At 72.3% G+C, this 12,159-nt stretch carries 9 protein-coding genes and 2 pseudogenes; 7 read left to right on the top strand and 4 right to left on the bottom strand.

Annotated elements, in window-relative coordinates; translation table 11 throughout:
• Positions 1 to 124: 124 nt before the first annotated feature.
• The 3 genes from ABZ340_RS35570 to ABZ340_RS35580 all read left to right on the top strand — a co-directional run bounded on the left by ABZ340_RS35570 (position 125) and on the right by ABZ340_RS35580 (position 1,755).
• A complete protein-coding gene (locus ABZ340_RS35570; RefSeq protein WP_358786032.1) occupies positions 125 to 577 on the top strand; it encodes a hypothetical protein in 453 nt (150 codons plus the stop codon).
• 203 nt (positions 578 to 780) lie between these two features.
• Complete coding sequence (locus ABZ340_RS35575; protein WP_358786033.1) at positions 781 to 1,149, top strand: transposase family protein; 369 nt, start codon at positions 781 to 783, stop codon at positions 1,147 to 1,149.
• Positions 1,150 to 1,254: 105 nt separating this feature from the next.
• Positions 1,255 to 1,755, top strand: coding sequence for a hypothetical protein (locus ABZ340_RS35580; RefSeq protein WP_358786034.1), 501 nt, complete (start codon positions 1,255 to 1,257; stop codon positions 1,753 to 1,755).
• 185 nt (positions 1,756 to 1,940) lie between these two features.
• Here ABZ340_RS35580 and ABZ340_RS35585 read toward each other — a convergent pair whose 3' ends face one another.
• Entirely contained in the window at positions 1,941 to 2,144 is a 204-nt protein-coding gene (locus tag ABZ340_RS35585) for a hypothetical protein (RefSeq protein WP_358786035.1), read from the bottom strand.
• Between the two features lie 670 nt (positions 2,145 to 2,814).
• Here ABZ340_RS35585 and ABZ340_RS35590 point away from each other — a divergent pair.
• Entirely contained in the window at positions 2,815 to 3,132 is a 318-nt protein-coding gene (locus ABZ340_RS35590) for a transposase (RefSeq protein WP_358786036.1), read from the top strand.
• A gap of 825 nt (positions 3,133 to 3,957) precedes the next feature.
• Here the strand turns inward: ABZ340_RS35590 and ABZ340_RS35595 are convergent.
• From ABZ340_RS35595 to ABZ340_RS35605, 3 genes are all read right to left on the bottom strand, one after another.
• Positions 3,958 to 4,131: a hypothetical protein gene (locus tag ABZ340_RS35595; protein WP_358786037.1), complete on the bottom strand. Its 174-nt coding sequence runs from the start codon at positions 4,129 to 4,131 to the stop codon at positions 3,958 to 3,960.
• 325 nt (positions 4,132 to 4,456) lie between these two features.
• Entirely contained in the window at positions 4,457 to 9,034 is a 4,578-nt protein-coding gene (locus ABZ340_RS35600; protein ID WP_358786038.1) for a trypsin-like peptidase domain-containing protein, read from the bottom strand.
• 4 nt (positions 9,035 to 9,038) lie between these two features.
• Positions 9,039 to 9,362 carry a CU044_2847 family protein gene (locus ABZ340_RS35605; protein WP_358786039.1) on the bottom strand — a complete coding sequence of 108 codons (324 nt, stop codon included), beginning with the start codon at positions 9,360 to 9,362 and terminating at the stop codon, positions 9,039 to 9,041.
• 387 nt (positions 9,363 to 9,749) lie between these two features.
• On the opposite strand from ABZ340_RS35605, the pseudogene ABZ340_RS35610 reads away from it, so the two are divergent.
• From ABZ340_RS35610 to ABZ340_RS35620, 3 genes and pseudogenes are all read left to right on the top strand, one after another.
• Positions 9,750 to 10,216: pseudogene (locus ABZ340_RS35610) on the top strand (conjugal transfer protein TraA); the annotation flags it as partial.
• Positions 10,217 to 10,339: 123 nt separating this feature from the next.
• Positions 10,340 to 10,462: a hypothetical protein gene (locus tag ABZ340_RS35615; RefSeq protein WP_358786040.1), complete on the top strand. Its 123-nt coding sequence runs from the start codon at positions 10,340 to 10,342 to the stop codon at positions 10,460 to 10,462.
• Positions 10,463 to 11,723: 1,261 nt separating this feature from the next.
• Positions 11,724 to 12,070 (top strand): annotated as a pseudogene (locus tag ABZ340_RS35620) (transposase); the annotation flags it as partial.
• Positions 12,071 to 12,159: the final 89 nt, after the last annotated feature.

Below are 12,159 nucleotides of genomic sequence, written 5' to 3' on the forward strand. Positions count from 1 at the left end.
ACCGCGTTCACACCGCGCACCAGGAGTGGGAGGCCGAGAGGCAGCGTGCAACAGCACTCTGACGGGACGGTCGGCTCGCCGGTTCCCGCCCGCTGTGGCCGGGCTGCCTTCTGCGGTCCGGTTCATGGGTCCCGGGCTGCTGGAACGGGTCACCGCGTGGCGCGCGGAACTGGACGAGATCGAAGAACAGCCGGCCAAGCAGCCGGCGGAGGTGCGGGCCGGGCGGGGCGAGCTCGCTGTCGCTGAAAAGGTCCTTGAGCGGGTGAGCGAGCAGACCGCCGACGCACGCGTCCCGGCCGCGCCGCCGCCCGGGCAGGTGGGCGGATGGGAGGTGATGCTGATCCCGCACCGCACGTCGGAGGTGGAGGAGGCCACGCTCCCGCCGGACTGCCAGCGCGTTCTCGCCGCCGTGCGGCAGGCAACCGGACCGGTCATGGCCCGGCAGGTCCGCGACGCGCTCGGAATCGACGTCGGCGTGCGGCCCAAGCCGGAACCGTTGCGCGGGAAGCCGGCTGGGCTCGTCGGCCGCGGCCGACTGCGCAAACTGCCCGACGGCCGGTTCACCACCCGCCTGTGACCGAGGGGCACTGCCGTCCGGAGTGATGACGCTGCGGGCGTAACCTCCCTGCTCGCGGCGGCTGTTGGGTTTGTGTGACGAAAACCGAAGAACACGGTGAGGCCATCGGCCCACTTGTCTGCCGGTGCCGTCTGCCCTTGCCCACACACCGGCAACCACCTCACCGAGCTGCTGCGCCGCCGCCTGAAGGCGATCCGGTCCGGATGCCGGAACCCGTCCCGCCCGGACGGTTCACGGCGATCGTCCTGACCGTGCTGCGCCACGACCACGTCTTGGCCCACCTGCGCGCCGTCGGACCCGGCACCCTCGCGGACCTCGGCTTCCTCGGCCTGGACAACAACGCGCTCGACCCCGTGATCGTCACCGGATTCCACGCCACCCGCACCCACATGCTCACCCCCGGCCAGAAGACCGCCCACCGCGTCCTCGCCGTCGGACGCGCACCGGTCGAACGCGGCTTCGCCCACCTCAAGAACTGGCGGACCCTCACCAAGCTCCGCCTCGACACCGCTCGCGCCACGCACCTCCTGCGTGCCCTGCTCGTCCTGACACATCTCGAAGTCAACCGCTGAGACAACGTCCAGCCCGTCCTGTACCCAGCCTGCGGGTGGTGGGACGTTGGAGGGCCTGCGCCGCTCGGACGGCAAACCCTCCAGATGCTGCAGAGAGGACCGATCATGACCTCGGACCGCGACACGCTGTGGAGTCGCTGCGCGTACCTGGGGCGCGTCCTGCTGCCACTGCTGGACCAGGAGCCATGGCGCCAGAATCGCCGCCGAGAGCGGCTGCGTTCCTGGGGCATCGACGTGGCGGTGGGGGAACGACTCATTGAGATCTTCGCGGCCTTGTCCGCCCACGCTGTCGCGGTGGACACTTCCTTATCCGCAGCAGAGTTCGAGACCCTGCCCCTCAGCGCCGTGGCCGACGCAGCGACCGGCAAGCAAGATTTCGAACTACTCGCCGGGCTCCCAGACACCTTCGCCGACGACCGTGACGACGTTGCGGTCAAGGTTTTCCGTTTCTACGCCTATAAGGGCGGCCGGACCAGTCTCCAGCTTTTTCGGCTGAGCACCGAGGTGCGTCATACGCTGACCGTCCTCGCCGCCCGCGCGTCGGTGCCATCCCCTACATGTGGAGACATCTTCGACCAGGCGGACGAGGCCCACCTGCCTCTGTGAGCACACCGGCTCCGTTTGCCGTCGGCACCACAGCCTGACGGATGACCTGCAGCGCAGACTGCCGCCGACGACCAGCGTGAGCATCCCGAGAATCGCTCACACCAGCCCTCTGAACTGGGGCTTCAAAGTGGCGGAGGCACAGTGAACCACCACACCAGTGCACTTCCGCTCCCACGGTGGTGCGGTCACCGGTGGGCGCCGGGCGAGGAGTGCACCGCGTGCGCCAGCGCCAGGCGCTCGTCGCGCATCGCTTCCAGGGTGTCGGCGGTGTCCGGGTGGTCGGGGTCCGGCACGACGGTCACCGTGAACCGGATGATGCTGCGGGCGATGCCCGGCGCCGCCGTGGTGGGGGAGTCCCGCGCCCGGTCCTTCAGCGCGGACAGCGGCACGCCCCCGACCTCGTCCAGCGTGAAGGAGTCCGCGTACGGGTGGTTCTCCCCGTCCGCGGCCGTGACGGGCCAGAGATGTCCTCGGCCGGCCGCAGCAGGACGAACGCCGGCTCCGGGCCGGCTTCCGCCCGCCCGGCGACGTTTCGCCGAACCTCAGCGGCAGAGCGGATCGGTGCGCGACCGACCTTGATCGTTCTGCACCCATGGCCCCATGGCCCCATGGCCCCATGGCCCCATGGCCCCATGGCCCCATGGCCCCATGGCCCCATGGCCGCTTCGCCCGCCGACGTGTTGGTGCAGGTCAGCCCCGGCGGGCAAGGTGAACAGGCCCGGCGGCGGAAGACGGAACGGAAGGCCGCCGGGCAGGAGGCGTGGCGACCGGTGCGCACCAGCTGTGGGGCGAAGTTCACCGACGAGCGCTGGCAGCCGGTCGGGCAGCCCTCGTGGCGGAGCAAGGAGGACGACCTGTACGGGCCGTGCCTGGACGAGCCTTCGCCCAAGTCGAAGCCGAGTGTGTCGCACGGCAGCAGGCGCGGGAGGACTCCGCACGGGAGAGGGCTGAGGAGGAGAGGGTGAGGAGAGGACGCGGACTGTTCCGCCGGCGCACCTGATCGGGGCCGGGCCTGCCCGCCCGCGTCCCGGCGCCGGTGCCGGCTGGGAGGCTGGACGGATGACCGTCGGCCGGCCGCTGACCAGCGCGGGTGACAATCCCGACCGGCTGCGCTCCGAAGCCGCCTTCGCCCACCTCTGCGGAGCCGCCCCCGTGCCCGCGTCCTCCGGCCGCACCAACCGCCGCCACCTCAACCGGGGCGGAGACTGCCAGGCCGACAACGCACTGCACACCATCGTGCTGGTCCGCATGAAGCACGGCCAGCGCACCCAGGAGTACGTCGCCCGGCACACCGCCGAAGGCATGGCCGAGAAGGACATCGTCCGCTGCCTGAAACGGTTCGTCGCCGCGAGGTCTACCGCCGCCTGCCACACGTGACCCACACCATCGAACCGCTCCCACAGTCCGCTTGACGATCTATAGGAGCTTCCTGCCACCCCCAAGAGGAAGGACCCTGAAGCCACCCGATCCGCACCGCTGCTCACGACCGCCTACCACGCCTTCTACGACCTGCATCGGCCCGTCTACCACGCCTGCGCCGCCGCTCACTTCTCCCAGGAAGAGGCCCAGATCAGCGTTTCCCAGCTCTTCGGCTTCATCGCCAGCAACTGGACCATGATCGTGTCCAAGTCGCCCCCTCGGCATGGGCCGGGGAAAACCACACCCGCGCCATCGCCCGCCGCAGCAGTCGCACCGCCACACCGGCCGAGGACGCAGCACCGCTCCACAACGACCTGTGCCTGAGCATCGACCGGATCGCCACCGCAACCGGCACGGAACGCGCCACCGCAACCGGCACGGAACGCGCCACCGCAACCGGCACGGAACGCGCCACCGTAACCGGCACGGAACGCGCCACTGCAACCGGCACGGAACACGCCACCGCAACCGCGCTCCTGGCAGCTGACCGCCGTGGACGCTCCCGCCGACCGGCCACTGCACGGCACCCCAGCAGGCAGAGGGAAGTGCCAGCCGGCGCAGAAGGATGCGCTCCGAAGCGGTGAGCAGACCAAAGGAAACCGGCACACCACATAGCGCCCCGGCAACGGCCGACCAGCCCTCAACGCCCATGGCGGGAGGACATCCACTACGAGCACCGCGGTGGGTGCACGACAGCGGGCTGCGCACAGGCCGGATTCGGTTTTCTCGACCACGCCGGCACCCTCACCGCCCTCAAGCCAGGCATCGGGCGAGCGCGCGGTTTCAGTGATGCAGTTGGTGGCGGAGCAGCAGCGAGCGGGCAGCGTCCGCACTGATGCCGAGGCTCTTGCCGATGGTCTCGGGGGAGAGTCCGTCGGCTTCGGTGGCGTAGGCGGCTTCGTGCCCGACGGCGCGGGTGATGCGCTCGAGTTCGCCGACGGTCCGTAGCGTGGCCATGGGCACCTGATCGGTGAGCCGGGCGAGTTGCTCGCGGAGCTGGGAGAGTGCTTCGGTGAGGTCGTCGGGAGCGGCACGGCCTTCGGCTGTCGGGGGTTCATCAGGCGGGTGGGTGTGGAGCGCGGGCGACGCGGCGCGGGTGTCCCGGCGCCGATTACGGTGAGGGCGGTGACGCAGAGGAGGCCGCCGCTGACCAGGGCCGTTGTCCCGGAGCTGGAGGCTGCAACGACTCCGCAGCGCATGTTGCCAAAGTCGGGGCCGGGCCCCCGGGCTCGACGGCGGAGCGATCGACGCCCTCGGCCGGTCCTGCAACTGCTTCCTGCAGCTACTGGTGGAAGCGGCCCGGCCCGGCCTGCCCGGCATGGTCGTCGAGATGCCGACGGCGCTCCGACTCGGTCAGCTCGCGCGTCGTCCGGGCCTTGGCGGCGGCCAGCAGGTCCGCCGCGTCGACCTCGGAGACGCGGATGCTGCGCGCGTCCTGGGTGACCAGACGCGCGCCGGTGCCGCCGAGGAACCGCAGGTCGTGCACCGGGTCGCGCTCGTGCTCGACGGTGCACAGCGGGCGCAGGGTGTTCAGATCGACAACCTCGGCGGCGCCGTCCCGGCAGAAGGCGAAACGGCGGCCGTCCGCGCTGAAGGCGCAGGCGGTGGCGCCCGCTTCGTAGCGCGCGAGGACACCTCCGCCACCGGCATCGAGGAGGAGCAACGGATACGGGCTGAAGGGGTAGTGCGCCGGGCGGCCGGTGGCGGCGAGGTGGGTGCCGGCCGGCGAGGCCACGATGGTGTCGAAGTCCGGCCCCCCGGTCTCCGTGGTCCAGCGCGCCGTGCCGTCGGCCGTGTCGCGTACGGTCAGGACCTCCTCGCACAGGGCGGCGATCCACTCGCCGGCCGGGCCGAAGACCACGGCCCGCTCGCCGTGGCGGGCGCGGAACGCGGTCAGCCGGGAGCCGTCGGCGGTACGCAGCACAGCCACCCGGCAGTGGCCGGTGCGCTCGGTGTCCATGTCCGCGTACGGCAGGTGCCCGTCCTCGTCGTGCTCGACGACGGCCGCGAGCCTGCCGTCGTCGCTCACGGCCAGCAGCGCGCCGGGCAGCTCCACCGCGCCGACGGTTTCGTTGCGGGCCAGGTCGACGACGCGGAGGAGAGCGCCGGAGCCGTACGGCTCGGTGGTGACCAGCCGCCGGCCGTCGGCGGTGAGCCTGGCCGGCCGGGTGCTGGAGTCCTTCGGGTGGTCGAAGCGCCGCGACGGGGCGCCCCCGCGTAGGGCGTGTACCTCGCTCCGGTCGCCGACGGTGACCAGCATGCGGTCGCCGGCCACGTCGAACTCCAGCCGCAGGAGCCCTCCCCGCCGGCGGAAGACGTGCAGCTCGTCCTGTGTGAGGACGTCGACGACCCGGTCGAGGTACTCCCGTTCCCGGCGGTCGACCGTCCACGGGCCGTGCTCGGTCGAGAGATACAGGGTGCTGCCGTCGTCGCAGAGCAGCGCGCCGTTGTTGAACCGGGGGTGGTCGATGCGGGCGATCTCGGCGCCCCGGGACTCGAAGAGCTGCGGAGGGTCGGCGGCAGACGTCGCCTTGGTCAGGGTGAGCAGGCGGCGGCCGTCCCGGTGGAAGGCGATGTCCCACAGCTCCTTCTCGTGGTCGACGGCGTAGAGCTCGTCGCCCGGGTGCACCGCGAACACCCGCGCCGTGTAGGCGCCGGCGAACGCGACGCGGCTGCCGTCCGCGTTGAAGGTGACGGACTTGACGGCGAAGTCGTGGTGCAGCCGGTGTCTCTCCCGGCCACTGCGAGCCTCGATCAACTGGCCCGCGCCCGGCGTCTGCCGGTGCCGGGAGTCGCCGATCGCCACGGCCAGCAGCTCACCGTCCGGGGCGAAGGCCAGGTCTTCGACGGGCAGGTAGTGGTAGTGCCGGTAGAGCAGAGTGCCACCGTCCTCGAGGTCGAAGACCTCGACGTAGCCGGTGTGCGAGTCGCCGCAGCTGTCGACGCTGTTGGCGCCGGCGGCGAACAGCGCGCCGTCGGGACTGAACGCCCGGTGCATCGAGGCGGATCCGTCGTGCTCGACCACCACGGGAGCACGCTCGCCCCGCAGGTCGTAGACGGTCGTCTTCGACATCCACTTGTAGTGGCGGTCGCCGTCGTACCACTGGCTGGTGGCGGCCAGCAGCGTGCAGTCGGCGCTGAAGGCGGTGGAGCCGCCGAGGGCGTCGATCCGGGTCTCGTGGCGTACGTGGCCGGTGCCCAGGTCGATCACGCGCACCGTGGCGCCGTGGACGGTCGTGTCGGAGTGGGTGCCGCGCCCGCTGGTCCCGCGGATGACGAGCAGGCTGCTGCCGTCGTCGCCGAGACGCGCGGTGACCAGCGGTGGGCCTGTCGTGTCCGACGCCAGGACGGCGTCGGTGCGCAGGTCTCTGACGACCGCCCGGCGGGCGTCCGTCTGGAGCACGGCCCGGCCGTCCGGGGTGTACGGCAGAAGCTCGGGCCGCTGCAGGCCCATCGCGGGCAGGGCCGGGCCCACGGCGCGGTGGACCTCGGTGGCGCCCGCTCCACCGGGGCCGCGCCGGAACAGCTGGTAGGTGGCGAGGCGCGTCTGCGCGACCTGGTCGTACCCGTACACCGCCGAGTGCACCAGGTCCGGGTCGAGCGGCGAGAAGCGGCCGGTTGCCGTGAAGACGCGGTGGGGCTCACCGCTCTCCTCGCTGGGGTGTTCGCCGACCGGGACCCGGCCCAGCGGCAGCGGCGCGGTCCGCAGGGCGTGCCGCAGCGCGGTGTCGCCGGCGAGCGTCCAGCGGGTCTCCAGCGACTCCACCGCCAGCGCGAGCGGCAGCGGCCCGCCCCGTACCCCGGTGGCGGTGGCCAGCTCGGAGGCGGCGGCCAGCTGGCGCGCCCGGGCCTCGGCGGCGGCCGCCCTGGCGGTGTCGGCGGCGGCTTCGGCGGCGGCGCGGGCCGCCTCCAGCTCCGCGACGCGCCGCTGCCAGGCGGAGCGGCTGCGCTCGACCAGCCGGACGACGTCGTACGGGATGTCGTCGCCGCGCTCGGCGAGCCAGTGCTCGGCGACGCCGAGGCGGGTGTCGGCGAGCAGGTCGTCGGTGCCCGCGCGCTCCTCCATGCCGGCGAGCCAGCGCTGGAAGTCCGCGTCCTCGTCCACCCAGCGGGCGTAGCGCGGCCAGGCCCGGATCAGCGCCTCGTGGGCGAGGCGGACGAGCGGTTCGTGTCCGTCGGCCTCGGCGACGAGCAGGCGCTGCCGGACGAGTTCGTCGACGGCTGGCCTGCTGTCGGTGAAGCGGGCCCGCGGCACGGCCTTGGCGGCGGCTTCGGCCGCGCCGCCGCGGCTGCGGACGAGGGCCAGGAGCACGGTCTTGACGTGCTCGGCGTGCCCTTCGGCCCGCAGCCGCTCGTAGACGCCTTCGGCATAGCGGTTGACGGCGCCGGTGACGCCGCCGGTGGCGCGGTAGTCGGCGAAGGTGAGCCGGTGTGCGCGCTGCGCGGGCCAGAGCCGGTCCAGCGAGAACTCCATGAGGGGCAGGCTGCCGGGGCCGCCGCCGGTGTCGGCCGCGATCTGCGCGGCGAGGCCCGGCTCGTACGTGACGCCGCGGGCGCGGGCCGGTTCGGTGACGGCCCGCTCCAGCGCCGCACTGCTCATCGGGGACAGCGCGAGGATCCGGTCGTGCAGGCGGCCGCCCGCACCGGGCAGTTCCAGCAGCATCGGCAGGAAGTCGGCGCGCAGGGTGGCGACCACGCGCAGCGCGGCGTCCGCGTCCCGGGAGGCCGGGAACAGCCCGTCCAGCAGGGCGGCCCGCTCGCCTGCGGGGGTGCCGCCGAGCAGCTCTTCGAACTGGTCGACGTGGAGCAGGATGCGCTGTCCGAGACGGCGCGCCCAGCAGGACACCGCTTCGGCCAGGCCGTCGGCGTCCACCTGGGCGCGAAGCGCGTCCGGCTCCAGACCCGGGTGGTCTCCGAGGGCGACGCGGACGTCCGTGAGCAGCCGGTCGAGCGGTGCGCTGCCGCCGGGCCTGGCCGTGACGCAGATACCGCCGCTGTCCCGCCAGCGGGGCACGAGTCCGGCCTCGACGAGGGACGACTTCCCGATCCCGGAAGGACCGACGACCAGGACGGCGGCGTCGTCGGCCACCATCCGCTCCAGCTGCGCGGTCTCCTCCTCGCGGCCGACGAACACCGCCTCGTCGGCGCTGGTGAAGGAGCGCAGCCCCCGGTACGGGGACGGCGGGATGCCGGACAGCACCTCGGGCCAGGCCCGTACGAGTCCGTCCACCGGTACCGCGTAGCCGTCGCGGTGGCCGTCCCGGCTGCTGGCCACCGACAGCATGCCGACCACCATGTCGCCGTCGGGGCAGGAGGCGACCATCGGTGATCCGCTGTAGCCCGGCTGCAGCCGTACGGCCGAGTCGGGTCCCGCGTCGACCTGCAGCATCCCGCCGCCCACCCGGCCGCGGACGCGCGCCGCCACCCAGGAGCCGTCCCGCCTGACCGGCTGCACGGGGTGGCCGAAGACGTACACTTCGCCGCCGTGTCCGGGGGTGACCTCGAGCGGCAGCCGGGCGGGCCCGGCGCCCGCGGGGGCGGGCTCGCCGACGATGCGGAGTCCGGCGATGTCGCCGCCCGCGGTGCCCGAGCGCGGCGGCGGCACCCACAGCTCCAGCCGGCAGCTGCGCAGCGGGGCGCCGTCCGCGTCGCCGAGCAGCGGGAAGTCGACGGGCAGACGCAGCTCTGCGTCCGGCTGCGGCTGCTCCCGCTGGTCCCGGCCGAGGGCCTGGTTGACGACGTGGGCGCATGTCAGCAGCCGGTCGTCGGCCACCAGGAACCCGGTGCCGACGGCCCTCTGCGTACCGAGGGCGAGGATCCGCACGATGAACCCGGACCGGTCCGCATAGCGCCGCCGCACGCGATCAGCCCGTCGTACGCCAGGTCATGGACAGCCGGAAGTTGGCCTCCGCGGTGCCTTTGGCCACGATGACGCTGGTCTCGCCGCCCATCTTCAGCCCGAACTCCAGCGTCGCCTCGTCCGGCGACAACTCCCGCAGCAGCGCGGCCACCCGCTGCAGCGACGGGCGCAGCTCGCCGAGCGCCTCCTCCAGCGTGGTCCGGGCCCGGGCGACGACCGGCGAGCCGTCGCTGCCGGCGAGTACCAAGTCCTCGGGTACGTCCGCGGGGTCGACCTCGAAAGTGATCAACCCGTCCCCGTCGTCGACCGCGAACTCAAGCAACTGCATGGGTCCCCCTCCGGATCCGTCACCTACCCAGCCCGCCAGGCCCAAGATACGCTCCCGGCCTTCAGGCCAACCGCCCTATCGCAGACTCCCCACAGGAAGAGCGCTCTTCGACCTCCGTGTTCCGGTACGCCGCGGTGGCCGCGAAGTCGGTCCTCATGCTCCTGCGCCAGCCCGAGGGGCGGGGCATTGCCAGAGCCCTGCGCCACGGCCGTCGCGTCCGTAGGGCTCCACCGTTCCCGCCTGGCCTCGAAGCCAGACCAGGCGGGAACGAGCCTGGCGCGCCTCCTCGATCGGCACGGAGGCGCGGCTTCTTCCGGATGGAGGGCGACACCAAGGTGTCCTGCATCCACATGACGGGGTCACCGTCGGGATTGCAAGGAAAGCGGGGAGACCGCGGGCATCGGCCAGCGGCTGATCGGCCGGCGGCCGATCAGCCGGCGGCAGACCGAGGACGCGCTGCCCGTCCTGACGGCCAGGTACGAGGAGAAGCACGGGCACGCGCCGGGGGAGCGGGCCGCCTACGCGCTGGCCTGCCGGGCCGCCGACCAGAACCGCCCGCCCAAGCACACGGAACCGCTGTCGCCGACCGAGCTGCGGAAGCGGTGGCGTGATGCGGTGATCCGGGCCTACGGCGCCGATGTCGTCGGCCGGCCGGCGGTGCGGGCGCGGGCGGCGACCGCGGCGGTGCGGGCGCGGGAGCGGCCGGTGGCCGACATCGCGCTCGCGGCCGTCGAGGTCGTCGCCGTGGTGCACGTGTGCGCGGCGCGTTCAAATGCCACCGCCTGCTCACCGAAGCCCGCCGCCACCTCTCCTACGCCCTGCGCGGCCGGCCCTGCCAACCCGGCCTGGACGAACATGAGGTGTGGGAGCAGGTGCGGACCGGGTGGGCCGCGTCCGGCGTCCGCTGACCGGCCGCCCTCTTTGCCGCCGCGAGCACAGACGGGCCCGCCGGGGCGCCCCGGGCCCAGGTGCGGGGGATGACCGGCATTCCGCTCCCGTCGCACGCCGCCGGCACCGGAACACCTCGCCCCCAGATCGTCCTTGGCCACGAGGTCTCGGCCAACGCCGACTTCCTCGTCGAACTCGCTGCCGGCCTGTGAACTGAGCGGGGCCGCGCCCCGGACACCGCAGCCGCGGCCCTCACCCAGCTCACACGCCGCGGCGGCGGCCTGCCCGACCAGCCCTTCTACGCCACCCGGCTCGGAGCGCGGTCCACGGCGTGCAGCCCTCAGCGCGACGGTTGCTCGCGGACGCTGCCGGTCGCCGGCCCCCCGGTAGCCCAGTCACCAGCAGGCATCACTCCAGGACGCCACCTGACATTTGTCAGGTGGAGGACCCGCAGGGTGCTGCCTACGGTGCTGCATGTGTGCGGGACCGGAGACACGAGGCGGCACCCTGACGGATGCGCCGCCTGACTGATCCGGCGCATTATTTTGCATGACATGAGTGCAAATGTCTGACAATGCGGAGCGGGCATTCATCGGTCCGTACCTGCCGATCGGCGAGTTCGGCCCGTACCCCGCACGGCTCTGGCAGCAGTTGGAGGGCGTGTTCCTGGCGGTCCGGCGGGGCAGGAAGAACGGCGACGGCCACTGTGGCGGCGGGCACAGAGTTTGTGGATCCCGCGGGTTACCAGGCCAGGCGCCGCGGATCTCCTCCTCGGACGCGTGGTACAGGATGTGCAGCCGCACCGCACCCCGCTGGAACTCCCGCACCGCCGCCCACCTCCGGCAGTGACGCAACCGGTAGCGGCATCCGATCCTTCGTCCTGCAGTGCCCCCTTGCCGGCCCCTCCGCCTCGCTGACATCGGGTCAGTTTCATACCGGCCTCGCGCAGACAGGGTGGCTCGGCAACACGCCCAGACTTGACACGGAAGCGTCGTACGAGACGCCGTCCACGGGCCGTACGTGGTCCGGAGCACGTGTCCAGATCCGGTACTCGGCAGGCTCCACCGAGTCGTCGGACTGGTGGAGAGACGGTATTTGGGCCCTGCACCATTCCTCCGGCCGGCCCACTTCCGAGACGGGCCGAAGCTGTCGTGTGTGTCTGGTAGCCGCTACGGTACGGGCCGTGCTGACCTGGTCCCGGCAGGCGAAGCCGGCTGGCTGCCACTTGAGACGAACGCACCTGGAGGACCTCCACGCCAGGGCAATAGCCGGCTACTCGGTGCCGGTCGTCGTTACCTGGGAAGGCGTCGGGTGGGTCGGGGGGATGTCCTGGAAGGGGGATACCTTCCGTGTGAGGGCCGGTTCCCTGGCCGAGCCGAAAGCCGAAGTCGGGCCTGACTGATCATTACAGAATGGGTTTGGTTCGGAACCTTGGCAGTCGGGCTGGTGGGCGGCAGAGTTCCGGGGTGACTGATGATCTTGTGTCTGATGACTGACGATCTGTGGGAACGTGTCGCTCCGCTGCTCCTTCCTCGCCGCCGCGGCGTCGGCGGTATCCGGGCCGGCTGCCGGCGGATGACCGTGCGGCTCTGCGCGGGATCGTCTGCGTCTTGCGCACGGGTGTGACCTGGGCGGACGTGCCGACCGAGACGGACGGCTGCAGTGGGGTGACGTGCCGGCGGCGCCTGCGGGACCGGACCGAGGCCGGCGTCCGGCTCCGCCTGCACGAGATCCTCCTCGCGGAAATCCGCAGAGCCGGTCTGCTGGACATGGAGGACGCCGCGATCGACGGCTCGCACGTCCGGGCCCTCAAAGGGGGGTGCCTCTATGTCCTTCGTCAAGCGAGTCGAGGGCTTCTCGGTTCGTAGAAGGTTCCGTCGCGGAGCATGGCGAACAGGACGCTGATGCG

The sequence above is a fragment of the Streptomyces sp. NPDC006134 genome (genome assembly GCF_040628835.1).
Taxonomy (GTDB): domain Bacteria; phylum Actinomycetota; class Actinomycetes; order Streptomycetales; family Streptomycetaceae; genus Streptomyces.

Coding starts and splice junctions, on each gene's coding strand:
- ABZ340_RS35570 (WP_358786032.1), top strand. CDS start 125: ATGGGTCCCGGGCTGCTGGAACGGGTCACCGCGTGGCGCGCGGAACTG.
- ABZ340_RS35575 (WP_358786033.1), top strand. CDS start 781: ATGCCGGAACCCGTCCCGCCCGGACGGTTCACGGCGATCGTCCTGACC.
- ABZ340_RS35580 (WP_358786034.1), top strand. CDS start 1,255: ATGACCTCGGACCGCGACACGCTGTGGAGTCGCTGCGCGTACCTGGGG.
- ABZ340_RS35590 (WP_358786036.1), top strand. CDS start 2,815: ATGACCGTCGGCCGGCCGCTGACCAGCGCGGGTGACAATCCCGACCGG.
- ABZ340_RS35595 (WP_358786037.1), bottom strand. CDS start 4,131: ATGGCCACGCTACGGACCGTCGGCGAACTCGAGCGCATCACCCGCGCC.
- ABZ340_RS35605 (WP_358786039.1), bottom strand. CDS start 9,362: ATGCAGTTGCTTGAGTTCGCGGTCGACGACGGGGACGGGTTGATCACT.
- ABZ340_RS35615 (WP_358786040.1), top strand. CDS start 10,340: ATGACCGGCATTCCGCTCCCGTCGCACGCCGCCGGCACCGGAACACCT.